The following is a 23613-nucleotide window of genomic DNA, read 5'->3' as shown; positions in this document are numbered from 1 at the left end:
ACGCGGGATAAGCCAGAGGGCAACGGAAAATTCTTCCGAAAGGCATCGAATGGCCGCCGGGTCAACCTTGACGGCCATCCGACGGCTCTATCACGGGCCTCTTGATCACGGAGCCTAGCGATTGATGTGCAACTCCACACGACGGTTTTTTGCCCGCCCTTCTTCCGTATCATTGTCAGCCACCGGCTGGGTTTCACCCCGTCCTTCGCTGGTGAGTTTGTTCGGCGCCAGCCCCCGGCTCAACAGGTAGGCCGCCACGCTGCTGGCACGACGTTCCGACAGCTTCTGGTTATAGGCGTCCGAACCCTGACTGTCGGTATGGCCGACGACCTTGACGCTCACCACATCGGCACTCTGCAATTTGGGCATCAACGAATCCAGCTCGCTGCGTGCCTCGGGCGTCAGGTCGGATTTGTTGTACGCGAACAACACATTACTGCTCAGCGTGATGACTTCGGATACCGGCGGTTCAGCAGGTTTTACGCTGGCCGGATATTGCGGTAGCGGACAACCGTGATGATCGACAGGTGTATTGGCAGGCGTATCGGGGCAACGATCGCGTCGATCGAAAACACCATCACCGTCCTCGTCGCCATCCTGGGCGTAACAGACCAAGCCACCGGTCAAGATACCGAGCGCCGCTCCACCTGCCGCCCAACCGCCACTTTCGATCGCGCCCAAACCGCCGCCAACCAGTCCGCCAATGACACTGCAGATCGGCCAGGTTCGTTGATTCAAGGGGGCGGTGCCATCGCTGTGAGTCGCGCAGCCGGTCAGAAGACTACCAAGCAGTAGAACCGGCAAGACGGTCCTTGTGAGAACGCTCATTGTGAATGCTCCTGTGTCACCGGCCCATACCGGTCACACAGGAGTAAAGACCCGCATCCGCGACTGCACAAGCCGCGGAATACAAGGGGGTTAGCGGTCGATTTTGATTTCCGTACGCCGGTTCAGCGCACGGCCTTCAGCGGTTTTGTTATCGGCCACCGGCTGGCTTTCACCGGCACCGGTCACAGACACGAAACTGCTGCGTGGCACGCCTTGGGAAATCAGGTACTCCACCACCGAATGGGCGCGTTTGTCCGACAGTTTCTGGTTGTATTTATCGCTGCCGACGCTGTCGGTATGACCGGTCACGGTCAACCGGGCGCTGGCGGGCTCCTGTTTCAGGCGCGTAGCAACGGTGTTGAGTACCTCTTTATCGGAAGGAGTGAGCTTGGACGAGTCGAACTGGAAGTGAACATCACGGATAACGATGACTTCTTCCTTGACCACCGCCTTCTCTTCGACCACCGGCGCAGGCGCGGGTGGAGGACAGCCGTCGGCATCGACTCGCACGCCTCTCGGTGTGTGAGGGCACTTGTCGCGGCTGTCCGGCACACCATCGCCGTCTTCGTCGCCATCGCCATGCACCCAGCAATAAGCCGCTGCCGTGCCGCCGACCAGCAGTGCGCCATACCCCGCCCATGAAGAGCTCTCTGTCGCACCGAGCCCTGCACCGACGACACCACCGACCGCCGCACAGGTCGGCCAGTCGGTTTTCTGCAAACCTGCGCAACCAGTCAACACACTGGTTAGCAGAACCAAAGGTAATGCTGTCCGAACTATGCTCATCTAGTTTTCTCCTGAGGGATCGGCTAATAACCGATTTCAAGGAGTAAAGACCGGACTTTTAATCTCCGCCAGCAATAGGCCATTGCTGTTTTGCCTTATGTTCACGGAAGATCGGCGCTTTTTGCTTAAACACGCTCGACAAGACACGTTAATCTTGGCGTTCTGATTGAGGATCTTCGATGACTGCAAGTATTTCTTCGCGCACGCCCCAGCAGGCGTTGGCCGCATTGCTTGATCGTTACGCCCCGACGCGTCTGTTGCTGATTGGCGCCAGTGAGTTCCCCGCGCTCGAGGCATTCAAACTCGCGCACCCGGACAGCATCGTGGCTTTTGCCGCACCCGGAGCATTGCCGGCCGAACTGGCGGCGCAGCGGTTTGATCTGGCGCTGGTGGTCGATTGCCTCGAACACTTATCCAAGCGCGACGGCCTGAATCTGCTCGGCGGGATACGCAACCTCAATGCCAGTCGCATTGCGGTGTTGGCCGACTTGCCCGCCAGCGGTTGGCAGGAGACGGATTTTTTCTCCCTGGCCCTGCAAGCCAGCGAACGCTTCCAGCGCGACGATCAAGTGTTGACGTTGTTTACCTACGATCTGCTTGACTACAAACAGGTACCCGACTGGCTCAACTCACGCTTCTGGGCCAATCCGGAAAACTTCGGGAAATACTGGTGGTAACGCGATGAGTACATCCATTTGCCCTTGCGGCAGCGGCACGCTGCTCGATGCCTGCTGCGGTCATTACCATGCCGGCCATCCGGCCCCCAGCGCCGAAGTCCTGATGCGTTCGCGCTACAGCGCCTATGTGCTGGGGCTGGTCGATTATCTGGTAGCGACCACCCTGCCCGTGCAACAGGCCGGCCTGGATCGCCAGTCGATAAGCGACTGGAGCGCCCAGAGCACCTGGCTGGGCCTGGAAGTGGAAGGCGCCGAGGTCTTCGGCGGCCAGCCGGAGCACGCCTTCGTCACCTTCACCGCTCGCTGGCACGACGGCAGCGGCGAACACAGCCACCGCGAACGTTCGTCATTCGTGCAGAACGCCGGCCGCTGGTACTTCATCGACCCTACGGTGCCGCTCAAGGCCGGGCGCAACGATGCGTGCCCGTGCGCCAGCGGGCAGAAGTTCAAGAAGTGCTGCGCGAGTTATTTCGGCGCTTGAGGTGCCCCCTGTAGCAGCTGCCGAAAGCTGCGTTCGGCCGTAGCAGCTGCTACAGCGAGGCAGCTGCTACAAAGGGAGAAACACGACCATGATCACCGGACGATTCGCGCTCTATCTGTTCACTTTGCTGCTTCTGTTTTCAGGAGTCGGCGGCTGCGCCTCATGGTTCAGCAACGACTTGCCAGACCCGCAAGTGCATCTGGTCAAGGTCGAGGTGGTCCGGGCCAAGTTGCTGGAGCAGAAATTCCTGCTGCATTTTCGCGTCGACAACCCCAATGACGAAGACCTGACGGTGCGCGCCCTGGAATATCGCATTCATCTGGGGGACGTCCTGCTGACCGAAGGCGAGCACGAACATTGGTTCACCGTCGGCCCCAAGCACAGTGCCTACTTCAAGGTGCCGATCCGCACCAACCTGTGGCCCAGGGTTCGGGATGTGGTGAAACTGCTGAAAAAACCCGAGCAACCGATTCCCTATCGTCTGGAAGGCACACTTGAAACCGGTTTATTCATCGCGCACTACGTGCACCTGGCGCGCAATGGCGTGATAATCGCCGCCGATTTAATTCCGGAGTGACCCCGATGACCCAGCAACCCCACGTCCATGGCCCTGACTGCAACCACGATCATGACCATCACGACCACCATGATCACGACCATGGCCATGTCCACGGCCCAAACTGCGGCCACGCCCACCAGGAACCGGTGCGCAATGCTCTGAAAGACGTCGGCCGCAACGACCCTTGCCCCTGCGGCAACGGCAAGAAATTCAAGAAGTGCCACGGGGCTTGAGGCTTCGGGCGAATAACTTCTTCGCCTGTTGAATCGCCAATCCCTGTAGGAGCGAGGCTTGCCCGCGAAAAGGGCGCCACGATCAATCAGAAAAACCGCGTCATCGTTCTTCGCGGGCAAGCCTCGCTCCTACAAGTTGATCTGCACCCCAAAAGTTGGACACCAATCCTAATTTTGGGGTCAGTTCAAGGTTTCAGTCGTTCATGAGAATGCTCGCGGCGCTAACGACCGTCGCATATTCCCCATGCAGATTCCCCAGCGACATCGCATGCACTTCTTCAGCTGAATGGGCATTGCCGAAAAAGTCCGCCTTGTCGAAGGTAAAGCACGCATCCTCCACAACCCACGCCTCAAACCCCAGATTCCCAGCCGTTCGCGCCGTGGATTCCACCGAGTTGTGCGTCGCCACGCCAACGATGATCAACTGATCGATCCCCGCCTCGCGCAAACTCGCTTCCAGCCCGGTCGAGCAAAACGCATCCGGCACTTGTTTCTGTATCAGCCACTCACCGATCGATGGCTGGAAGCGCTCCTGAAACTCCACCCCCGATTGCTGCGGCCAGAACACCGAATCCACAGAGCGGGACAGGTGCTGCACATGAATCACCGGCCGCCCGGTGCGACGCCAATGCCCCAATAACTCCAGGATGCGCTCTTCGGCCTGAGGGTTGTTTCGACGGCCCAACTTGGGATGCAGGATGCCTTTTTGTTGATCGATGATGATCAGCGCCGCGTTTGTCTTAAGTTCCATGCCGACTTTTCCCATGCGAGGCTATTGAATTTGCCGCACTTCAGCATCGCCTCTTGCTACCGGCAAGCCATCAAACGCAAACAGGACAACCTGATGCCGACGATCACCGAAAAGAAATAACCCAGCCGCCGCTTGCGCGTCCACCTCCTGCTCACTAACGTAGCGCCTTTGTCGCGTCACTACCCCCGCAGGAGCTTTGCCATGGCCTCGCCAGCCCTTACACATTTTCTTCCCCGGTTCGGCGTTGCCGCAGCAGTGGCCGGTGTTTTGAGCCTGACCGGTTGTCAGACCTGGAACGCCCAGGACACCCTCCCGCCCACCTCCGGCGTGCAAGCGCTGAAGGGCCTGGCGCAAAACGTTTCGGTTCGCCGCAATGCCATGGGCATGCCGCTGATCGAGAGCAACAGCTTCCACGATGCGCTGTTCACCCTCGGCTACGTGCACGCCAGCGACCGCATCAGCCAAATGGTCACTCTGCGCCTGTTGGCCCAGGGCCGTCTGGCGGAAATGTCCGGCGCGGACCTGCTCGATGCCGACCGCTACATGCGTGCGGTCAACCTGAAGAAAAGCGCGGATGAGCTGTATAAGGCCTCGTCGCCACGCCTCAAGCGTTTCTTCGAAGTCTATGCCCGCGGGGTCAACGCCTACCTGTTCCGCTACCGCGACAAACTGCCTGCGGACCTCGCGGCCACCGGCTACAAGCCTGAATACTGGAAACCGGAAGATTCGGCGCTGATGTTCTGCCTGCTGAACTTCAGCCAGTCGGCGAACCTGCCGGAAGAAATTTCCTCGCTGATGCTGGCCCAGACTGTCAGCACCGACAAACTGGCGTGGCTGACCCCGTCCGCTCCCGACGAAAAACTGCCGGTGGCTGAAGCTGAAAAACTTCAGGGCATCAAACTCACCGGGCAAATCCCGGGGCTGAGCGAAATCAGCAAAGCCACTGGTCAACTGTCGGATCTGAATCTGCTGGGCGCTACCTCCTCGAACAACTGGGCGATCGCCCCGCAACGCAGCCGCAGCGGTAAGAGCCTGCTGGCCAGCGACAGCCATGGACCGTTGGGCGTCCCGTCGCTGTTCAGTTACGTGCAGATTCGCGCGCCGAAATACCAGGCCTCCGGCGTAACCATTGCCGGGTTACCGATGGTGCTCGCTGGTTTCAACGGCAAAGTGGCGTGGAGCATGACCTCGGTCATGGGCGACAACCAGGACGTGTTCCTGGAAAAAATCAAACGCCAGGGCAATGGCCTTTCCTACGAAGTGGGCGGCAAATGGCAGCCGGCGATCGTGCGCAACGAAACCTATTTCGTCAAAGGCCAGCGGCCGATTCGCGAAGCGGTGTACGAAACCCGCCATGGGCCACTGCTCAACAGCGCTCAGGGCACGGCGCTGGCGAATGGTTTCGGCCTGGCCCTGCAGGCGCCGGACTTCACCGATGACAAAACCCTGGACGCCTTTTTCGACCTGTCCCGGGCGCAGAGTACCGAGAGAGCGTCGGACGCTAGCCGTGAAATCCGCGCCATCGCCCTGAATCTGGTGTTTGCCGATGCCAGCAATATCGGCTGGCAAGTCACCGGGCGCTACCCGAACCGTCGCGAAGGCGAAGGCTTGCTGCCGTCGCCGGGCTGGGAAGGTCGCTACGACTGGGACGGTTACGCCGACCCGATGCTCCATCCGTATGACCAGGACCCGGCGCAGGGCTGGCTCGGCACCGCCAACCAGCGGGTCATTCCCCATGGCTACGGCATGCAGCTGTCCAATTCCTGGGCGGCGCCGGAGCGTGGCGAACGCATGGCCGAACTGGCGGGCGTGGGCAAACACGACACCCGCAGCCTGATCGCCATGCAATACGACCAGACCACCACCTTCGCCGCCAAGCTGAAGAAGATGTTTGAAGCGCCGGGCATGGCCCAGCCACTCAAGCAGGCCATCGAAGCGTTGCCGGTGGCCGATCGCGGCAAGGCTCGCGAGGCGTATACCCGCTTGATGGCCTTCGACGGCAAACTCAGCCCGACCTCCGCCGACGCGGCGATTTACGAGCTGTTCCTGCAGGAAAGTACCAAACAGATTTTCCTCGACGAACTGGGCCCGGAAAGCAGCCCGGCGTGGAAAGCCTTTATCGCCAACGGCAAATTATCCTACGCGGCCCAGGCCGATCACCTGCTTGGGCGTGAGGACAGTCCGTTCTGGGATGACGTGCGCACCGCGCAGAAAGAAGACAAACCGGCGATCCTGGCCCGTAGCCTGGCGGCTGCGATCAGCGCGGGCGACAGCCAGTTGGGCGGCGATCACAAAGCCTGGCAGTGGGGCAAACTGCACCGCTACGAGTGGAAAAACGCCAGCGGCCAGACCGTGCGCGGTCCGCTGGCGGCCGGCGGCGATCACACTACGCTCAACACCGCCTCGTTCGCCTGGGGTCAGGACTTCAACACCACGCAGGCCCCGGCCATGCGCTTTATTGTCGACTTCGGCCAGGCCGAACCGCTGATGGGCCAGAACGCTACCGGCCAATCCGGCAACCCGGCCAGCCCGCACTATCTCGACAGCGTCGATCCATGGCTCAAAGGTCAATACATGAGCCTGCCGATGCAGCCGCAGAACTTTGACAAGGTGTATGGCAAGACGCGGTTGACGCTGACGCCTGGCAAGTAACATCAAAAGATCGCAGCCTGCGGCGGCGCCTACAGGGGATTCGCACCCATCTGTAAGCGCTGCCGCAGGCTGCGATCTTTTGTTATTAATCTCTGTGAAAATAAATAGAACTTCTCGTTTCGGGCAAACCTCCTAGCTAACAGGCCTCTCCATTCTGGTAACAATATGGACCTTGTTATCGCACGTCCTGAAGGTTTGTACTGCCCGCCCGGGGATTTCTATATCGACCCGTGGCACCCCGTCGAGCGCTCAGTCATCACCCACGCTCATAGCGACCATGCTCGCCGTGGCAACCAACACTATCTGGCGGCGGCACCGGGTGCGGGCATTCTGCGCGCGCAGCTGGGCCAGGACATCAACCTGCAAACGCTACCCTATGGCGAGCCATTGCTGCACCATGGCGTAAAACTGAGTTTTCACCCCGCAGGCCACATGCTCGGCTCAGCCCAGGTGCGGCTGGAATGCGGCGGTGAGGTTTGGGTCGCCTCCGGTGATTACAAAACAGAGCCCGACGGCACCTGTGCACCGTTCGAACCGGTGCGCTGTCACACCTTCATCACAGAATCGACGTACGGCCTGCCAATTTACCGTTGGCAACCCCAGGCGCAGATCCTTGCCGAGATCAATCAGTGGTGGCAGTCCAACGCCGCAGTCGATAAAACCAGCGTGCTGCTCTGTCATGCTTTCGGCAAGGCTCAGCGGATTCTTCATGGCCTCGATGCCGGCCTGGGCCCCATCCTGGTGCATGGTGCGGTTGAGCCGATCAATCAGTTTTATCGTCAGAGCGGCATTCATTTACCGCCAACGATTTATGCCAGCGAAGTAAAAAAGCAGGACCCGATGATGCGCAAAGCTCTGGTCCTCGCGCCGCCTGCAACGGGTACCGGCAATTGGGTACGGCGCTTCGGCGACTACAGCGATGGCCTCGCCAGCGGCTGGATGCGTTTGCGCGGCACGCAGCGGCGGCATGGCGTGGATCGTGGTTTCGTGTTGTCCGATCACGCCGATTGGCCCGGCCTGCTCTGGGCCATCGAACAGTCCGGGGCCGAACGGGTGAAGGTCACCCATGGATCGATCGGAGTGCTGGTACGGCATCTGCGCGAACAGGGCCTCGATGCCATGGGGTTGCGCACCGAATACGGCGACGATGAGAACAATGCAGCCTTCGAACCCGAGAGCGCCGAGGTGCAGGCATGAAAGCCTTCGCCGAGCTGTATGCCGAACTCGATGCCACCACCTCAAGCGACGCCAAACTGGCGGCGATGCAGCATTACTTCGCCCAGGCCACGCCCGAAGATGCCGCCTGGGCGGTGTATTTGCTGGCCGGCGGGCGGCTTCGGCAATGGGTGCCGGTACGGGTGCTGCGCGACATGGCAATCGCGTGTTCCGGGCTCTCGCCCTGGTTGTTCGAGGAAAGCTACCAGGCGGTGGGTGATCTGGCGGAAACCATTTCGCTGGTGCTGCCCGAAACGCCTCACACGTCTACCGACAGACTGACGGTGTGGATTGAGGACAAACTGTTGCCACTGCGCAGCGCGCCCCCGCGGGTCCTCGCTGAACGCCTGCCCGCGCTGTGGGCGCAACTGGATCGCCAGGGCCTGATGCTGTGCATCAAACTGATCACCGGCAGTTTCCGTGTCGGTGTCTCAAAATCGCTGGTCACCCGCGCCGTGGCAGCAATGGCCGGGCTCGACGGCAAACGCGTGGCCCAGCGACTGGTGGGTTACACCGACCCGTCGCACCGCCCGAATGTCGCCAGTTACCTGAAGCTGATTGCCCCCGAAGCACCCGATGAACACGCCCAACGGGGTGGCCAACCCTACCCGTTCTTCCTTGCCCATGCGTTGTCGCAACCGGTTGAGCAGTTCGAAGCGCTGCTCGGCCCGGCCAGCCAATGGCAAGTGGAGTGGAAATGGGACGGCATCCGCGCCCAAGTGGTCAAGCGCGATGGGCGCTTGTGGGTCTGGTCGCGAGGCGAAGAACTGGTGACCGAACGGTTCCCCGAACTGGGCAGCCTGATTCACGACTTGCCCGACGGCACGGTGATCGACGGTGAAATCGTCGCCTGGAAAACCGCGCCCTCGGGCTCCGGGAACGCTTGCGAGCGGCAATCGCCTGCGTCGCTGGCGGTGCAGCCTTTCGCCCTGCTGCAAAAACGCAGCAGCCGTCACACGCTGGACAAGAAAATCCTCGATGAGGTGCCCGTGGTCATTCAGGCCTTTGACCTGCTCGAATGGCAGGGCCAGGATTTGCGCAACCAGACTCAGGCCATGCGCCGCACTCAGTTGGAACACCTCGTCACCACCTGCGCAAACCCGGTGTTACTTGCCTCGCCCATGTTGATCGGCGAAGACTGGTTCGACCTCGCCCGCCAACGGGAAGCCTCTCGCAAACTGAAGGTCGAAGGCATGATGCTCAAGGCCCGCGATGCGCAGTATGGCGTCGGGCGGAACAAAGACACGGGCGTGTGGTGGAAATGGAAAGTCGACCCGTTCAGTGTCGATGCGGTGCTGATCCATGCGCAGCAGGGTCATGGCCGCCAGGCCAGTCTCTACACTGATTACACTTTCGCCGTTTGGGACGGCCCACCCTGTGCCTGCGAGCGGACACTGGTGCCTTTCGCCAAGGCCTACTCCGGGTTGACAAACGAAGAAATCCGCCAGATCGACAGCCTCGTGCGCAAGACCACGGTGGAAAAGTCCGGATCTGTGATCCGTGTGAAACCAAGCCTGGTGTTTGAGCTGGGATTCGAGAGCATTGCCCCGTCGAAACGGCACCCGAGCGGGATTGCAGTGCGGTTTCCGCGGATATTGCGCTGGCGGCAGGACAAGTCGGTGGAAGAAGCTGACAGCCTGGCGACGTTGCGGGATTTACTGGCTTGACCCGACTCTTGTGGCCCTGCCTTTGTAGCAGCTGGCGAAGCCTGCGTTCGGCGGCGCAGCCGTCGTGCATCCAGCTGATGCGGTCCGCCTGACGCACCGCAAGTTCTGATTTTGCGACTGCTGCGCAGCCGAACGCAGCCTCGCAGGCTCGACAGCTGCTACACAAATAGCATCAAGATTTAATGGGTATCAGCTTCCCTGTGCACCATCCAGACGCAAGAATCTGGCAGCGCCCGTTTTCGTGCACAAATCGCGCTTTGCCATTTCCTGTGCCACCTTTTAAAACGCTTGTTCGGGACTCTGGTTCGGAAATTGCTACTTTTAATAGGTCTTACGCTTTTCAGTAACAGTACTTCTGCGCCACAAGCGCTCATATTGGTTCTTAGGGATTGAATAATGAAAAAAGCATTGCTGACCCTTTCTGCACTGGCGTTGTGCATGGCTGCCGGCTCCGCGCTGGCAAAGGAATACAAAGAATTGCGTTTTGGTGTTGACCCTTCCTATGCGCCGTTCGAATCCAAGGCAGCCGACGGCAGCCTGGTGGGCTTCGACATCGACCTGGGCAATGCAATCTGCGCCGAGCTGAAGGTCAAGTGCAAATGGGTCGAAAGCGATTTCGACGGCATGATTCCAGGCCTCAAGGCCAATAAATTCGACGGTGTGATCTCTTCGATGACCGTCACGCCGGCTCGCGAAAAAGTCATCGACTTCTCCAGTGAGCTGTTCTCCGGCCCTACCGCCTACGTGTTCAAGAAGGGCTCCGGCCTCACCACTGACGTCGCCACGCTGAAGGGTAAAACCGTCGGTTACGAGCAAGGCACCATTCAGGAAGCCTATGCCAAAGCCGTGCTGGACAAGGCCGGCGTGAAAACCCAGGCCTACGCCAACCAGGATCAGGTGTATTCCGACCTGACTTCCGGTCGTCTCGACGCCGCGATCCAGGACATGCTGCAAGCCGAACTGGGCTTCCTGAAGTCGCCAAAAGGCGCCGATTACGAAGTCAGCAAGCCTGTCGACAGCGAATTGCTGCCAGCCAAAACTGCTGTCGGTATCTCGAAAGGTAACAAAGACCTCAAGGCACTTCTGGACAAAGGTATCAAAGCGTTACACGACGATGGCACCTACGCCACCATTCAGAAGAAACACTTTGGCGATCTGAATCTGTACAGCGGCAAGTAATGCCCGGCGCCCATCTCGCGATGGGCGCTTTTTTCACCCGATCAGGTTGCTGATTTATGTTTGAAAACCTATTACAAAACCTGGGGCTCTCAGCCTTCAGCCTTCAGGGCTTCGGTCCGTTGCTGTTGGAAGGCACTTGGATGACCATCAAATTATCGGTGTTGTCGCTGTTGGTGGCCGTGTTGCTCGGCCTGCTGGGCGCCAGTGCCAAGCTGTCAAAAGTCAAACTGCTGCGCGTGCCGGCGCAGATCTACACCACGCTGATTCGCGGGGTACCAGACCTGGTGCTGATGCTGCTGATCTTCTACAGCCTGCAAACCTGGCTGACCTCGTTAACCGACCTCATGGAATGGGAATACATCGAGATCAACCCGTTCAGCGCCGGGGTCATCACCCTGGGCTTCATTTATGGCGCGTACTTCACCGAAACGTTCCGCGGGGCGATCCTCGCCGTGCCACGGGGCCAGGTCGAAGCCGCCACTGCCTACGGCCTCAAACGTGGCCAGCGTTTTCGTTTCGTGGTGTTCCCGCAAATGATGCGCTTCGCCCTGCCGGGCATCGGCAACAACTGGATGGTAATGCTCAAGGCCACCGCGCTGGTCTCGATCATCGGCTTGGCCGACCTGGTCAAGGCGGCGCAGGACGCCGGTAAAAGCACCTATCAACTGTTCTATTTCCTGGTGCTGGCCGCATTGATCTACTTGCTGATCACCAGTGCCTCCAACGTCGTCCTGCGCTGGCTCGAACGCCGCTACGCCGCCGGTGCCCGGGAGGCCGTACGATGATCGAACTCTTGCAGGAATACTGGAAACCCTTCCTTTATACCGACGGCTACAACATCACCGGCCTGGCCATGACCATGTGGCTGCTCAGTGCGTCGATCTTCATCGGCTTTCTGGTGTCGATCCCGCTGTCCATCGCTCGGGTTTCCCCCAAGCTCTACCTGCGCTGGCCGGTGCAGTTCTACACCTATCTGTTTCGGGGTACGCCGCTCTATATTCAGCTGCTGATCTGTTACACCGGCATCTACAGCCTGGCGGCCGTGCGCGCGCAGCCCGTCCTCGATGCGTTCTTTCGCGATGCGATGAACTGCACGATCCTGGCCTTTGCCCTGAACACCTGCGCCTACACCACGGAAATCTTCGCCGGGGCGATTCGCAGCATGAACCACGGTGAAGTCGAAGCGGCCAAAGCCTACGGGCTGACGGGCTGGAAGCTGTACACCTACGTGATCATGCCGTCGGCGCTGCGTCGCTCGTTGCCTTACTACAGCAACGAAGTGATCCTGATGCTGCACTCGACCACCGTGGCGTTCACCGCGACCATCCCGGATGTCCTGAAAGTCGCGCGCGACGCCAACTCGGCGACCTTCCTGACCTTCCAGTCGTTCGGCATCGCCGCGCTGATCTACCTGACCGTTACCTTTGCGCTGGTCGGCCTGTTCCGCCTCGCCGAACGCCGATGGCTGGCCTTCCTCGGGCCGACTCACTAGGACAATTCGTACATGCGCCACCAGATTCATGACCTGCTGGCCCCACTGCCGGGGACCGTGCGACAGATCCACAGCTTTCACTTCGGCCCCCAGGCGGCCAAAGGCAAGATCTACATCCAGTCCTCCCTGCACGCCGATGAACTGCCCGGCATGCTGGTGGCCTGGCACCTCAAACAGCGTCTGGCGGAGCTGGAAGCCGCCGGTCGGCTGCGCAGCGAAATCGTGCTGGTGCCCGTGGCCAACCCGGTCGGCCTGGAACAAGTGTTGATGGACGTTCCATTGGGCCGTTACGAGCTGGAAAGCGGGCAGAACTTCAATCGCTGGTTCGTCGACTTGAGTGAAGAAGTCGGCAACGAGATCGAAGGCTTGCTGGGCGACAATCCACAACGCAACCTCGAACTGATCCGCAGCAGCCTGCGCGACGTATTGGCGCGCCATACCGCCAGCACGCAACTGCAATCCCAACGCCTGACCCTGCAACGACTGGCTTGCGATGCGGACATGGTGCTGGACCTGCATTGCGATTTCGAAGCCGTGGCACACCTCTACACCACGCCCGAAGCCTGGCCTCAGGTCGAGCCGCTGGCGCGTTACATCGGTGCCGAAGCCAGCCTGTTGGCCACCGACTCTGGTGGCCAGTCATTCGATGAATGCTTCACCCTGCTCTGGTGGCAGTTGAAAGAACGCTTCGGCGAGCATTTCGATATTCCGCTGGGCAGCTTTTCGGTCACCGTCGAATTGCGCGGTCAGGGCGACGTTAATCACCCGTTGGCCAGCCTCGACTGCCAAGCGCTGATCGATTATCTGATTCACTTCGGCGCGATTGCCGGTGAGCCGGCGCCCTTACCGGAACTGCCCTACCCGGCCACGCCGCTGGCCGGCGTCGAACCGGTCGCGACACCCGTGGGCGGACTGCTGGTGTTTACAGTCCTGCCCGGGGAATACCTGGAGGCCGGGCAACTGATCGCCGAAGTCATCGACCCGATCAATGATCGCGTCACCCCTGTTCATTGCACCGTCGCCGGGCTGATGTACGCCCGTTCGCTGCGGCGCATGGCCACTGCCGGCATGGTAATCGCCCACGTCGCGGGCACCGAAGCCTATCGCAGCGGCTATCTACTTTCGCCTTGAGGATGCATGCCCCATGTACAAACTGACCATCGAAGGCCTGCATAAAAGCTATGGCGATCATCAGGTGCTCAAAGGCGTTTCGCTCAAGGCCAAAACCGGCGACGTTATCAGCCTGATCGGCGCCAGCGGCTCGGGCAAAAGCACCTTTTTGCGCTGCATCAACTTTCTAGAGCAACCCAACGACGGCACCATGAGCATGGACGGCCAGAACATCCGCATGGCCAAGGACCGTCACGGCATCCATGTGGCCGACCCCGATGAGCTGCAACGGATCCGCACCCGCCTGGCCATGGTGTTCCAGCACTTCAACCTGTGGAGCCACATGACGGTGCTGGAAAACATCACCATGGCCCCGCGGCGGGTGCTCGGTTGCAGCAAGGCAGAAGCCGAGGACCGTGCCCGACGTTACCTCGACAAGGTTGGCCTGGCGCCGCGTGTGGCGGATCAGTACCCGGCGTTCCTGTCGGGCGGTCAGCAACAACGGGTAGCCATTGCCCGTGCGCTGGCCATGGAACCTGAAGTCATGCTGTTCGACGAACCAACCTCAGCACTCGACCCGGAACTGGTAGGCGAAGTGCTCAAGGTAATTCAGGGCCTGGCCGAGGAAGGCCGTACCATGATCATGGTCACCCATGAAATGAGCTTCGCCCGCAAAGTGTCGAGCCAGGTGCTGTTCCTGCATCAGGGGCTGGTGGAAGAAGAAGGCGCGCCGGAAGACGTGCTGGGCAATCCGAAGAGTGAGCGCTTGAAGCAGTTCTTGAGCGGCAACCTCAAGTAAAACGCCACCTTCCCGTGGGAGCGAGCGATGCTCGCTCCCACAAAAGCGGGTATCAGACCACAGGTGCGGGAGGTGGCTCATCCGGCAGGGTGGGCTCTCCGGGTTCTGTCGGATCTTCATTGGGGGTGTCGGGATCAGGCTGATGGGGGATGCCCCCTGCCATACTGACTGGCGGATGCGCCAACAAGGACCAGGCCAGCACACCAACCTGATTGGGCTCGAGCCTTGCCAGTTCGGCACTTATTCGCGGATCGATCTTCATGAAGCACTCCTGAGCGATGGCCCGATCCGCCTTGCGCGAATCGGAGCAGTACACCCCATAGAGTGTACGCCCGCCCAGGAATTCCAACGGTTTGTCAGACGGTTGACTCAGGTACGCGGCAGGGTCACGCCACGCTGGCCCTGATACTTGCCACCACGGTCCTTGTAGGACACTTCACATTCCTCGTCGGACTCGAGGAACAGCATCTGCGCCACGCCTTCGTTGGCGTAGATCTTCGCCGGCAGGTTGGTGGTGTTCGAGAACTCCAGGGTCACATGGCCTTCCCACTCGGGCTCGAGCGGAGTCACGTTGACGATGATGCCGCAGCGGGCGTAGGTGCTCTTGCCCAGACAGATGGTCAATACGTTGCGCGGAATGCGGAAGTATTCGACGGTACTGGCCAGGGCGAAGGAGTTTGGTGGGATGATGCACACGTCGCTGTGGATGTCGACGAAGCTGCCAGCGTCGAAGTTTTTCGGATCGACGATGGCCGAATTAATGTTGGTGAATACCTTGAAATGATTGGTGCAACGCACATCGTACCCGTAGCTCGACACACCATAGGAGATCACACGACTGTCGTCACTGCCGCGCATCTGACGTTCCACGAAGGGCTCGATCATGCCGTGCTCTTGCGCCATGCGGCGAATCCACTTGTCCGATTTGATGCTCATGGCGGGTGTCCTGAATAGCGAGGTGGAAAAATTCTGTCCGGCATCTTACCGGGCAGGCGCTCCGGGTTCAAAGTCCGGGAGACAATTCTCGCCGATCCCCCATGAATTCCGGGGCCTCACCGCCCTGTTATGAACCGTCAGTCATTAAAAAAGAGAAACCTTCGCAAGAACCATTGGCACGTTCCGGAAAAAGGGTTAAGGTGGCGCCACTGTGCTGCTTGTGTCACTGAGAATCTCTACACGATATGTTGAATTTCGATCCAACCATCTACAAGAATTTTTCCTGCTCTTTGCACTCAGTCTCGGCCAGGGTTCTTCCTGAGTCGCAGTTATCTTTGTTCAAGGAGTTACACCATGTCTAATCGCCAAACCGGTACCGTTAAGTGGTTCAACGATGAAAAAGGCTTCGGCTTCATCACTCCACAATCCGGTGACGACCTGTTCGTTCACTTCAAAGCTATCCAATCCGACGGCTTCAAAAGCCTGAAAGAAGGCCAACAGGTTTCTTTCATCGCTACCCGCGGTCAGAAAGGCATGCAAGCTGAAGAAGTTCAAGTTATCTAACTTGTACTTGCTTTAGTAAAAGGCCCCGCCCTTAAAAGCGGGGCTTTTTTGTGCCTGTGTGTTTTGTGAGGCAACAAAAAATCGCACCCTTCGGCGGCACCCACAAGTGCGGAGCTGCCGAAGGCTGCGATCTTTTGATCTTCCAGCGTGTTACCAGGCCACGCCAAACCCTGCGGTATATCGGGTCTTGTTCAGGTCAGCCTCATCGCTGCCGCTGATAATGTCTCTCTCAGCCTTCAGATTCAGCGATGCCCAATCAGTGACTTTGTAGCGCAGACCGACCTCGGCATCGAGGGCGTAATCCGCGACACCCGACAAAGGCTTACCCACCTCACCCTTGGTGAAGAACTCAACCTTTTTGCCGACCAGATAACGGTTGTAGTCCCACTTCATCGCCAAAGAATAGAAATTTTCCTTGCGGCCATTGGAATACTCATAATCGGTGTTATTCAAGAGCGACCCTAGGGAGAAGGCACCCAGTTCGTCATCCCAGAACTGATAACCGGGGCCGGTACCGATGGTGCGCTGCCGGGACAGCTCTTCGACCTTGTCGCGCTTGTAATTCAAACGACCTTGCCAGAACCACTTATCGGTAAGGAATCGGTCCAGAGAATACTCGGCACGCCAGTTATCAGTGGTAACGACGCTATCCTGGAACTCGCGGTTGTACTCACCTTCCGCCGTATGACGCCACCGACCATGACGCGCGCTGGTTTTGAAGCCGACATCATAATCATCGGTATCTTTTTCGGCCCGCCGATAATCCAGGGCCATGTCGACATTACCCTTCCACACCAAATCCTCGACCACCGGCTTGGGCTTGAGCATCTGCTGAATGCTGGCCAACTCCACAGTCTTGGGGCCATCGCCGTTGGCCAGGATGACCTTGCCGTCCTCCGCCGCATGCAGCGACTTGGCCTTCTCGCCAGTGTAAGCATCCTGTTTGACCAACATTTGCTGATCGCTTTCCAGGGTTTTGACCTCTTTCCAGTCAATCGGAACCGCACCGGCATACGGGGTCTGGATCAACAGCTTGCCGCCATCGAAGAGCGTAATCTTGCCGCTCAGCTTGTCACCGTTCTTCAACCAGACCGTATCGGCGAGCAAGGGAGTGGATGCACTGACGACAGCGAGGCACAGTAAGGTTCTGGGCAACATAAGCGAATCAAAAGCTCAACTTTGCGAAAAAAAATCGGCATTATTCTTGGAAATAAGGCCCTGGCAAGGACTGACCCGGCTATTTCTATTGAGTTCATTTCTCAACTGACAATCCAGGATTTACTCTACAGACGGTCAATGCGTATTTTTTTCAGGAACCCGGACGTGACCGACTCAACCGCTGAAACCGAAAGCGCAGCGCAAATCCGACGCACGGCGCTCTACCTGACCCTGGCACAAGTGCCCGAGGGCAAAGTCGTGAGTTACGGTCAGCTCGCCGAGCTGGCGGGACTGGGTCGCGCCGCCCGCTGGGTCGGGCGAACATTGAGCCAACTGCCCGGTGACACTAAATTGCCCTGGCATCGCGTGCTGGGTGCCGGCGGTCGGATCAGCCTGCCTGCAGGCAGCCCTTCAGGGGATGAACAGCGGGCCCGATTGCGCATGGAAGGCATCAGTGTTCTGAACAATCGTGTTGATATTCAGCGCCATGGCTGGCGCCCGGTAGAGCACAGCGGTTAGAGTGCGCGCTTTGTTTCCGTAATTCTTGAGGCAGACTCCAGCCCATGCCCCGTAAAACCTGGCGCGCCGCGCTCGCCGCCTATGCCAGCCCCTCGACGCTCGTGCTGTTGCTGCTTGGTTTCGCCGCCGGCCTGCCCTACATGCTGGTGTTTTCGACGCTTTCAGTCTGGCTGCGCGAGGCCGGTGTTGCCCGCGAAACCATCGGCTATGCAAGCCTGATCGGCCTGGCCTACGCCTTTAAATGGGTCTGGTCCCCGCTGCTCGACCAGTGGCGCCTACCCCTGCTCGGCAAGCTGGGCCGACGACGCTCCTGGCTGGTGCTGGCCCAGGCACTGGTGATCCTCGGCCTGATCGGCATGGGTTTCTGCGACCCGCAAAAACACCTGTCCTGGCTGATCGCCATCGCTGTGGTAGTCGCCTTTGCTTCGGCAACGCAAGACATTGCCATCGACGCCTATCGCCTGGAAATCGTCGACGATACCCGCCAGGCTGCACTGGCGGCCAGCTACATGGCCGGTTATCGGGTCGCGGCCCTGCTGGCAACGGCGGGCGCGCTGTTTTTTGCCGAAGGCTTCGGCTCCACCGGTTTCAACTACAAACATGCGGCGTGGACTGGCACCTATCTGCTGTTCGGCATCTTGATGATCCCGGCGCTGCTGACCTCCTTCTTCATGCGCGAACCGCCGGTGCCACTGCGCACTCAGCTTCAGGCCGGACGCTACAGCTTCGTGCACCAGCTGGCGTCGGTGTTCGTGCTGATCGTACTGCTGGTGTCCGTACCGGCCATGTTCACCCAGTTCTACAACACCGACTTCGCCAGCGTGCTATTCAACGGCGTCAGCCTGCTCGACCTGTTGCTCGAAGACCGCGCATTCCTGCGGGCAATCCTCTATACCACGCTCACCGCCCTGTGCTTGTCGGCCATGGGCCGCCGTGGCCTGGCGCCGGTGCTGACGCCGGTCAACGACTTCATTCTGCGTTACCGCTGGCAAGCCCTGCTGCTGCTTGGGCTGATCGCCACCTACCGGATGTCCGATACGGTCATGGGCGTGATGGCCAACGTGTTCTACATCGACCAAGGGTTCACCAAGGATCAGATTGCCAGTGTCAGCAAGATTTTCGGCCTGATCATGACATTGGTCGGCGCCGGTATGGGCGGCCTGCTCATCGTGCGCTTCGGCATTCTGCCCATTCTGTTCATCGGCGGTGCCGCATCGGCGGCCACTAACCTGCTGTTCCTGATGCTCACGGACATGGGCGCCAATCTGCGGATGTTGATCGTCACCATTTCCCTGGACAACTTCAGCTCGGGCCTGGCGACTTCGGCGTTCGTCGCTTACCTGTCGAGCCTGACCAACCTCAAATTCTCCGCGACCCAGTACGCCCTGCTCAGCTCGATCATGCTCTTGTTGCCTCGCCTGATCGGCGGCTATTCAGGGGTCATGGTGGAAAAATTCGGCTACCACAACTTCTTCCTGATCACTGCCCTGCTGGGCGTTCCGACGCTGCTGTTGATCGCCTTGCACTGGTTCCAGGAAAACCGCCGTGCCGGTCCGACCCCGACGCCTGAACCGGCTCAGACCCCGGTCACGGAAGAATCGCAGCCTCTTTGATACAGGTCGCAGAGGGCGAGCAGATTCTCGCCCTCCAGCCACACAGCCGGCCGCACGCCTGTACGCCAGCAGATCTCGCCCGTACAATGCCCCATTACTTCTCGTTATCAGCAACCGACAACGGCCAACCATGCGCACCAGTCAATTTTTGCTCGCCACACAGAAAGAAACACCTTCCGACGCGGTCGTCATCAGCCATCAGCTGATGCTGCGCGCCGGCATGATCCGCAAACTCGCCTCGGGCCTGTACACCTGGCTGCCGATGGGCTTGCGAGTGATGCGCAAGGTCGAAGCCATCGTGCGTGAAGAAATGAACGCCGCCGGTTCTCTCGAAGTGTTGATGCCGAGCACTCAACCGGCTGAGCTGTGGCAGGAATCGGGTCGCTGGGAAGAATACGGCCCTGAATTGCTGCGCTTCAAGGATCGCCACGGTCGCGACTTCTGCGCCGGCCCGACTCACGAAGAGGTCATCACCGACCTGATGCGCAACGAGTTGAGCAGCTACAAACAGCTGCCGATCAACCTGTATCAGATCCAGACCAAATTCCGTGACGAAATCCGCCCACGCTTCGGTTTGATGCGTGGCCGCGAATTCATCATGAAGGACGCCTACTCGTTCCATGCCGACCAGGCATCGCTGCAGGTCACCTACGACCGCATGCACCAGGCGTACTGCAACGTGTTCACCCGCCTGGGCCTGAAATTCCGTCCGGTTGAAGCCGACAACGGCTCCATCGGTGGCGCCGGTTCCCACGAGTTCCACGTACTGGCCGAGTCCGGCGAAGACGACATCGTCTTCAGCAACGGTTCCGACTACGCCGCGAACATCGAGAAAGCCGAAGCCGTACCGCGGGAAACCTCTCGTCCACTGCCTGCCGAAGAGCTGCGTCTGGTCGACACGCCGAACGCCAAGACCATTGCGCAACTGGTCGAAGGCTTCAACCTGCCGATCGAAAAAACCATCAAGACCCTGGTAGTGCACGCTGAAGAGAAAGGCAAGCTGATTGCCCTGATCATCCGTGGCGACCACGAACTGAACGAAATCAAGGCCGCCAACCAGCCTGGCGTTGCCAGCCCGCTGGTCATGGCTTCCGAAGCCGAACTGCGCGACGCCATTGGCGCCGGCGCCGGTTCCCTCGGCCCGCTGAACCTGCCGCTGCCGATCATCATCGACCGTTCCGTCGAACTGATGAGCGACTTCGGCATTGGTGCCAACATCGACGACAAGCACTACTTCGGCGTGAACTGGGAGCGCGATCTGCCGGTTCCGACCGTTGCCGACCTGCGCAACGTTGCCTCCGGCGACCCAAGCCCTGACGGCAAAGGCACGTTGGAAATCAAGCGCGGCATCGAAGTCGGGCACATCTTCCAGCTGGGCAACAAGTACAGCAAAGCGATGAAGTGCGAAGTGCTGGGCGAGAACGGCAAACCGGTCACCCTGGAAATGGGCTGCTACGGCATTGGTGTATCCCGCGTAGTAGCTGCCGCCATCGAACAGAACAACGACGAGAACGGGATCATCTGGAGCGACGCTCTGGCCCCGTTCCAGATTGCTCTGGTACCGCTGCGCTACGAAACCGAACAGGTTCGCGAAGCCACCGACAAGCTCTACGCAGAACTGACTGCCGCCGGCTTCGACGTGCTGCTGGACGACCGCGACAAGAAAACCAGCCCGGGCATCAAGTTCGCGGACATGGAGCTGATCGGCATTCCACACCGGATCGTGGTCAGTGACCGCGGCCTCGCCGACGGCAATCTGGAATACAAGAGCCGTACCGAAGCCGAGGCGCAAGCGCTGCCGGTTGCTGACGTGCTGTCTTTCCTCCAGGCCCGTATCCGCCGCTGACACCAGATAGAGACGTCATGTTCAAGCGAAACACCTTAGGCCTCGGTGGTGCCGCCCTGTGCGGTACCCTGCTGGTCAGCGGCTGTGCCAATCACATGTCACAACGCAGCGAGCACGAGGAGCGGGTCGAGCGTAAGTTGCTCGATCACAGCCTGCAGATCGATGTCGGCGAGCCCAAAGTGCTGGAGCTGCCGCAACGCCGGGTGAAAATCCACGAGCAGAAGACCTTCGAAGTCACCGAGTTCGAAGTCACACGCCACTATGACCGCTACACGCCTTACCAACCCTGGAGGGAGATCTATGAGATCCCGCTGGGGGCGGTGGCCGTAGTGGCCGGCATCGGTGCGAACGTGGTCAACGTGTTCGCCCTCGGTAATCTGCCGGACAGCGTGACGAAGGATTGGCTCAGCTATGGTTTTGCCGGGCTCAACCCGTTCATGAACGTGCAGTCTCACGGTCGCGCGCAGCAGAACCTGGCGGGCATCGACGAAGTCCAGCGTGACAAGCGCACGGAATACTCGAGTCTGCCCTGGAGCGAGCGTCCGGTGCAGGTCAAGGCCGGCAAGGACACGTTCGAGTTGAGCACCGACCGCAACGGTGTATTGCGCCTGAACCTGCTGGACAGCCCGTTCGCCGAACATGACCTCAATCATCTGGGCAAGCTGCAGATCAGTGTCGAGGACAACAAGGACGATGTGCACACCGACTCATCACTGGCAATCAGCAACAACTTGCGCGGCAAGCTGCTCGAAGCCCATGGGCTGATTTACGACGATCTTGAAGACGACGAAGTGAGCCAGTGGGTGCACCGGGTCAAGCGCCTGTCGGAACTGGGTCTGGAAGAAGAAGCCAGCGAGCTGGAACAGAGCCTGATCGAACTGACCCGCAACGATCCCGAGTTGCAGGCTGAGTTCCTCAAGTCACTGACCAAGGATGCCGGGCGACTGGTAGCGGATCCGGGGCCGAATTAAGGCCTATTAAAAGATCGCAGCCTTCGGCGGCTCCTATATTGGATGGAGTACACCCTGTAGGAGCTGCCGAAGGCTGCGATCTTTTGATTTTAAAATCTCACCGCTCAAACAACTCCAACTGTTCGAACCCGCCCCGCAAATCCTCCAGCCTCACCCCAATCCCCAACAACCGCACCGGTTTCCCGCCGCGATTGAAGGCCTGGGTCAGCAACAGCTGATAACTCCCCAGATCCCGCCCTGCCCCGGCTTGCTCCAACGTAGTCTGGGTAAAATCGTGGAATTTCACTTTGACGAACGGTTTGCCCGGGCGATAGCTGCTGTCGATCCGCGCCATTCGGCCATTCAGGGACTCCAGCAGCTCCGGCAATTTATCCAGACAACTCACCAGATCCGGCAGGTCCACGTCATAGGTGTTTTCAACGCTGATCGACTGCCGACGACTGTCGTTGTGCACCAACCGCTCATCGATCCCACGGGCCAGGCTCCAGAGTCGCTCGCCGAAGCTGCCGAATTCACGCACCAGCGCCAATTTGTTCCACTCGCGTAATTGCGCGCAATCGACGATGCCGAGCTTGCCCAGTTTGTCAGCGGTCACTTTGCCAACACCGTGCAACTTGCTCACCGGCAAGCCGCTGACAAAGTCTTCCACCTGATCAGGCGTGATCACGAACAAGCCATTGGGCTTCTTCCAGTCGCTGGCGATCTTGGCAAGAAACTTGTTCGGCGCCACGCCGGCCGACACAGTGATGTGCAACTGATTGGACACCCGGCGACGAATGTCCTGGGCGATTCGCGTGGCGCTGCCACCAAAATGCGCACTCTCCGACACGTCGAGGTAAGCCTCGTCCAGGGAAAGCGGCTCGATCAGGTCGGTATAATCGCGAAAGATCGTATGTATTTCCTTCGACGCTTCTCTATAGGCCTCCATGCGCGGCTTGACGATGGTCAGGTCCGGACACAGTTTCAAGGCATGTCCGGAAGACATGGCCGAGCGCACGCCATACGCCCGCGCTTCATAGTTACAGGTAGCAATCACCCCACGCCGATCCGCCGAGCCGCCCACCGCCAAAGGCTTACCGGCCAGGCGCGGGTCGTCACGCATCTCGATGGCGGCATAGAAGCAATCACAATCGACGTGGATGATTTTTCGCTGCGTCATATAAAAGCGGTGTTCATGGCGAAGAAATGAAGTATCGGCGTGTCGTACCGGCAGTATCTCACTGACACCTGTATATAGCACCAGTAGTCTGAATCTTCTTTTCAAGCGGTAGGAAAAGTACCGGAGGAATTTATTTTCTCAATCGAAAGCCACCTACCGATAGAGCCAAAAGCCTTGCCCTGCCTGCGTTTCAGCCCGATCCACACCCTCTGTTTTCACCTAAGCGATTGAACAGGAACAGATTTTACCGAGATTGAAGGTTGACAGCCCGGCGATCCTCTGTAGAATGCCGACACACAGACGCGGGATGGAGCAGTCTGGTAGCTCGTCGGGCTCATAACCCGAAGGTCGTCGGTTCAAATCCGGCTCCCGCAACCAAACATCAAAAAAGGCTACTCGAAAGAGTGGCCTTTTTTGT

Annotated in this window: 24 protein-coding genes and 1 tRNA gene; 18 read left to right on the top strand and 7 right to left on the bottom strand. The window is 59.3% G+C overall.

Features of this window, described 5'->3' with window-relative positions; genetic code table 11:
- Window positions 1–114: 114 nt before the first annotated feature.
- Both F475_RS25745 and F475_RS25740 read right to left on the bottom strand, forming a co-directional pair.
- Complete coding sequence (locus F475_RS25745; RefSeq protein ID WP_028939242.1) at window positions 115–828, bottom strand: OmpA family protein; 714 nt, start codon at window positions 826–828, stop codon at window positions 115–117.
- 90 nt (window positions 829–918) lie between these two features.
- Window positions 919–1614, bottom strand: a complete 696-nt coding sequence (locus tag F475_RS25740) for an OmpA family protein (protein ID WP_026286483.1) — start codon at window positions 1612–1614, stop codon at window positions 919–921.
- A 179-nt stretch (window positions 1615–1793) separates the two neighbouring features.
- On the opposite strand from F475_RS25740, the gene F475_RS25735 reads away from it, so the two are divergent.
- The 4 genes from F475_RS25735 (at window position 1794) to F475_RS25720 (ending at window position 3564) form a co-directional block, all read left to right on the top strand.
- Window positions 1794–2291 (top strand): DUF6231 family protein, encoded by a 498-nt coding sequence (locus F475_RS25735; RefSeq protein WP_064619952.1) that lies wholly within the window; start codon window positions 1794–1796, stop codon window positions 2289–2291.
- A 4-nt stretch (window positions 2292–2295) separates the two neighbouring features.
- On the top strand, window positions 2296–2772 hold the full coding sequence (locus F475_RS25730; protein WP_111455050.1) for a YchJ family protein: 477 nt from the start codon (window positions 2296–2298) through the stop codon (window positions 2770–2772).
- 88 nt (window positions 2773–2860) lie between these two features.
- Complete coding sequence (locus tag F475_RS25725; RefSeq protein ID WP_064619955.1) at window positions 2861–3349, top strand: LEA type 2 family protein; 489 nt, start codon at window positions 2861–2863, stop codon at window positions 3347–3349.
- A 5-nt stretch (window positions 3350–3354) separates the two neighbouring features.
- Entirely contained in the window at window positions 3355–3564 is a 210-nt protein-coding gene (locus tag F475_RS25720) for an SEC-C metal-binding domain-containing protein (protein ID WP_007906737.1), read from the top strand.
- Between the two features lie 193 nt (window positions 3565–3757).
- Here the strand turns inward: F475_RS25720 and F475_RS25710 are convergent, their stop codons facing one another.
- Window positions 3758–4315, bottom strand: a complete 558-nt coding sequence (locus F475_RS25710; RefSeq protein WP_018926925.1) for a cysteine hydrolase family protein — start codon at window positions 4313–4315, stop codon at window positions 3758–3760.
- Between the two features lie 201 nt (window positions 4316–4516).
- On the opposite strand from F475_RS25710, the gene F475_RS25705 reads away from it, so the two are divergent.
- The 8 genes from F475_RS25705 to F475_RS25670 all read left to right on the top strand — a co-directional run bounded on the left by F475_RS25705 (window position 4517) and on the right by F475_RS25670 (window position 14429).
- A complete protein-coding gene (locus tag F475_RS25705) occupies window positions 4517–6967 on the top strand; it encodes a penicillin acylase family protein (RefSeq protein WP_018926927.1) in 2451 nt (816 codons plus the stop codon).
- 165 nt (window positions 6968–7132) lie between these two features.
- Complete coding sequence (locus F475_RS25700; RefSeq protein ID WP_111455048.1) at window positions 7133–8164, top strand: ligase-associated DNA damage response exonuclease; 1032 nt, start codon at window positions 7133–7135, stop codon at window positions 8162–8164.
- A complete protein-coding gene (locus F475_RS25695; protein WP_111455046.1) occupies window positions 8161–9849 on the top strand; it encodes an ATP-dependent DNA ligase in 1689 nt (562 codons plus the stop codon). Before F475_RS25700 ends, F475_RS25695 begins: the two co-directional genes overlap by 4 nt.
- 396 nt (window positions 9850–10245) lie before the next feature.
- A complete protein-coding gene (locus F475_RS25690; RefSeq protein ID WP_018926930.1) occupies window positions 10246–11028 on the top strand; it encodes a transporter substrate-binding domain-containing protein in 783 nt (260 codons plus the stop codon).
- Window positions 11029–11084: 56 nt separating this feature from the next.
- Window positions 11085–11813, top strand: coding sequence for an ABC transporter permease (locus F475_RS25685; RefSeq protein ID WP_018926931.1), 729 nt, complete (start codon window positions 11085–11087; stop codon window positions 11811–11813).
- The gene (locus F475_RS25680; RefSeq protein WP_018926932.1) at window positions 11810–12520 is read left to right on the top strand and encodes an ABC transporter permease; all 711 of its coding nucleotides are present in this window, start codon (window positions 11810–11812) and stop codon (window positions 12518–12520) included. Before F475_RS25685 ends, F475_RS25680 begins: the two co-directional genes overlap by 4 nt.
- A gap of 12 nt (window positions 12521–12532) precedes the next feature.
- Window positions 12533–13651, top strand: a complete 1119-nt coding sequence (locus F475_RS25675) for a succinylglutamate desuccinylase/aspartoacylase family protein (RefSeq protein WP_064619966.1) — start codon at window positions 12533–12535, stop codon at window positions 13649–13651.
- A 13-nt stretch (window positions 13652–13664) separates the two neighbouring features.
- The gene (locus F475_RS25670; RefSeq protein WP_007940591.1) at window positions 13665–14429 is read left to right on the top strand and encodes an ABC transporter ATP-binding protein; all 765 of its coding nucleotides are present in this window, start codon (window positions 13665–13667) and stop codon (window positions 14427–14429) included.
- A 52-nt stretch (window positions 14430–14481) separates the two neighbouring features.
- On the opposite strand, the gene F475_RS25665 is transcribed toward F475_RS25670, so the two are convergent.
- Together F475_RS25665 and dcd are read right to left on the bottom strand one after the other, a co-directional pair.
- Window positions 14482–14691, bottom strand: a complete 210-nt coding sequence (locus F475_RS25665) for a hypothetical protein (protein ID WP_019580966.1) — start codon at window positions 14689–14691, stop codon at window positions 14482–14484.
- Window positions 14692–14798: 107 nt separating this feature from the next.
- Window positions 14799–15365, bottom strand: coding sequence for a dCTP deaminase (gene dcd, locus F475_RS25660; RefSeq protein WP_007940589.1), 567 nt, complete (start codon window positions 15363–15365; stop codon window positions 14799–14801).
- 354 nt (window positions 15366–15719) lie between these two features.
- Between dcd and F475_RS25655 the strand changes: the two genes are divergently transcribed.
- Window positions 15720–15929 carry a cold-shock protein gene (locus tag F475_RS25655; protein ID WP_002554837.1) on the top strand — a complete coding sequence of 70 codons (210 nt, stop codon included), beginning with the start codon at window positions 15720–15722 and terminating at the stop codon, window positions 15927–15929.
- Window positions 15930–16079: 150 nt separating this feature from the next.
- Here F475_RS25655 and F475_RS25650 read toward each other — a convergent pair whose 3' ends face one another.
- Window positions 16080–17087 (bottom strand): DUF481 domain-containing protein, encoded by a 1008-nt coding sequence (locus F475_RS25650; RefSeq protein ID WP_111455044.1) that lies wholly within the window; start codon window positions 17085–17087, stop codon window positions 16080–16082.
- Window positions 17088–17225: 138 nt separating this feature from the next.
- Between F475_RS25650 and F475_RS25645 the strand changes: the two genes are divergently transcribed.
- From F475_RS25645 to F475_RS25630, 4 genes are all read left to right on the top strand, one after another.
- Window positions 17226–17606 (top strand): MGMT family protein, encoded by a 381-nt coding sequence (locus F475_RS25645; RefSeq protein WP_219731186.1) that lies wholly within the window; start codon window positions 17226–17228, stop codon window positions 17604–17606.
- A 44-nt stretch (window positions 17607–17650) separates the two neighbouring features.
- On the top strand, window positions 17651–19219 hold the full coding sequence (locus F475_RS25640) for an AmpG family muropeptide MFS transporter (RefSeq protein ID WP_018926939.1): 1569 nt from the start codon (window positions 17651–17653) through the stop codon (window positions 19217–19219).
- A gap of 130 nt (window positions 19220–19349) precedes the next feature.
- Window positions 19350–21065, top strand: coding sequence for a proline--tRNA ligase (locus tag F475_RS25635; RefSeq protein WP_111455043.1), 1716 nt, complete (start codon window positions 19350–19352; stop codon window positions 21063–21065).
- A gap of 17 nt (window positions 21066–21082) precedes the next feature.
- On the top strand, window positions 21083–22036 hold the full coding sequence (locus F475_RS25630) for a hypothetical protein (protein WP_018926941.1): 954 nt from the start codon (window positions 21083–21085) through the stop codon (window positions 22034–22036).
- Window positions 22037–22133: 97 nt separating this feature from the next.
- Here F475_RS25630 and dinB read toward each other — a convergent pair whose 3' ends face one another.
- The gene (dinB, locus tag F475_RS25625) at window positions 22134–23195 is read right to left on the bottom strand and encodes a DNA polymerase IV (RefSeq protein WP_111455041.1); all 1062 of its coding nucleotides are present in this window, start codon (window positions 23193–23195) and stop codon (window positions 22134–22136) included.
- Between the two features lie 301 nt (window positions 23196–23496).
- On the opposite strand from dinB, the gene F475_RS25620 reads away from it, so the two are divergent.
- Window positions 23497–23573: transfer RNA gene (locus tag F475_RS25620), tRNA-Met, on the top strand.
- The last annotated feature ends 40 nt before the right edge of the window (window positions 23574–23613 follow it).

Source organism: Pseudomonas sp. URMO17WK12:I6 (assembly GCF_003253625.1).
GTDB lineage: Bacteria > Pseudomonadota > Gammaproteobacteria > Pseudomonadales > Pseudomonadaceae > Aquipseudomonas.
The sequence above is the reverse complement of the archived record's forward strand: the minus strand, read 5'-3'. Positions and strand labels throughout refer to the sequence as shown.

Excerpts from the sequence above, each read along its gene's own strand:
- F475_RS25675 (WP_064619966.1), top strand. The coding sequence starts at position 12,533 with ATGCGCCACCAGATTCATGACCTGCTGGCCCCACTGCCGGGGACCGTG.
- F475_RS25655 (WP_002554837.1), top strand. The coding sequence starts at position 15,720 with ATGTCTAATCGCCAAACCGGTACCGTTAAGTGGTTCAACGATGAAAAA.
- F475_RS25685 (WP_018926931.1), top strand. The coding sequence starts at position 11,085 with ATGTTTGAAAACCTATTACAAAACCTGGGGCTCTCAGCCTTCAGCCTT.
- F475_RS25635 (WP_111455043.1), top strand. The coding sequence starts at position 19,350 with ATGCGCACCAGTCAATTTTTGCTCGCCACACAGAAAGAAACACCTTCC.
- F475_RS25730 (WP_111455050.1), top strand. The coding sequence starts at position 2,296 with ATGAGTACATCCATTTGCCCTTGCGGCAGCGGCACGCTGCTCGATGCC.
- F475_RS25745 (WP_028939242.1), bottom strand. The coding sequence starts at position 828 with ATGAGCGTTCTCACAAGGACCGTCTTGCCGGTTCTACTGCTTGGTAGT.
- F475_RS25710 (WP_018926925.1), bottom strand. The coding sequence starts at position 4,315 with ATGGAACTTAAGACAAACGCGGCGCTGATCATCATCGATCAACAAAAA.
- F475_RS25650 (WP_111455044.1), bottom strand. The coding sequence starts at position 17,087 with ATGTTGCCCAGAACCTTACTGTGCCTCGCTGTCGTCAGTGCATCCACT.
- F475_RS25680 (WP_018926932.1), top strand. The coding sequence starts at position 11,810 with ATGATCGAACTCTTGCAGGAATACTGGAAACCCTTCCTTTATACCGAC.
- F475_RS25740 (WP_026286483.1), bottom strand. The coding sequence starts at position 1,614 with ATGAGCATAGTTCGGACAGCATTACCTTTGGTTCTGCTAACCAGTGTG.
- F475_RS25695 (WP_111455046.1), top strand. The coding sequence starts at position 8,161 with ATGAAAGCCTTCGCCGAGCTGTATGCCGAACTCGATGCCACCACCTCA.
- dcd (WP_007940589.1), bottom strand. The coding sequence starts at position 15,365 with ATGAGCATCAAATCGGACAAGTGGATTCGCCGCATGGCGCAAGAGCAC.
- F475_RS25690 (WP_018926930.1), top strand. The coding sequence starts at position 10,246 with ATGAAAAAAGCATTGCTGACCCTTTCTGCACTGGCGTTGTGCATGGCT.
- F475_RS25700 (WP_111455048.1), top strand. The coding sequence starts at position 7,133 with ATGGACCTTGTTATCGCACGTCCTGAAGGTTTGTACTGCCCGCCCGGG.
- F475_RS25640 (WP_018926939.1), top strand. The coding sequence starts at position 17,651 with ATGCCCCGTAAAACCTGGCGCGCCGCGCTCGCCGCCTATGCCAGCCCC.
- F475_RS25725 (WP_064619955.1), top strand. The coding sequence starts at position 2,861 with ATGATCACCGGACGATTCGCGCTCTATCTGTTCACTTTGCTGCTTCTG.
- F475_RS25645 (WP_219731186.1), top strand. The coding sequence starts at position 17,226 with ATGCGTATTTTTTTCAGGAACCCGGACGTGACCGACTCAACCGCTGAA.
- F475_RS25665 (WP_019580966.1), bottom strand. The coding sequence starts at position 14,691 with ATGAAGATCGATCCGCGAATAAGTGCCGAACTGGCAAGGCTCGAGCCC.
- F475_RS25720 (WP_007906737.1), top strand. The coding sequence starts at position 3,355 with ATGACCCAGCAACCCCACGTCCATGGCCCTGACTGCAACCACGATCAT.
- dinB (WP_111455041.1), bottom strand. The coding sequence starts at position 23,195 with ATGACGCAGCGAAAAATCATCCACGTCGATTGTGATTGCTTCTATGCC.
- F475_RS25670 (WP_007940591.1), top strand. The coding sequence starts at position 13,665 with ATGTACAAACTGACCATCGAAGGCCTGCATAAAAGCTATGGCGATCAT.
- F475_RS25630 (WP_018926941.1), top strand. The coding sequence starts at position 21,083 with ATGTTCAAGCGAAACACCTTAGGCCTCGGTGGTGCCGCCCTGTGCGGT.
- F475_RS25705 (WP_018926927.1), top strand. The coding sequence starts at position 4,517 with ATGGCCTCGCCAGCCCTTACACATTTTCTTCCCCGGTTCGGCGTTGCC.
- F475_RS25735 (WP_064619952.1), top strand. The coding sequence starts at position 1,794 with ATGACTGCAAGTATTTCTTCGCGCACGCCCCAGCAGGCGTTGGCCGCA.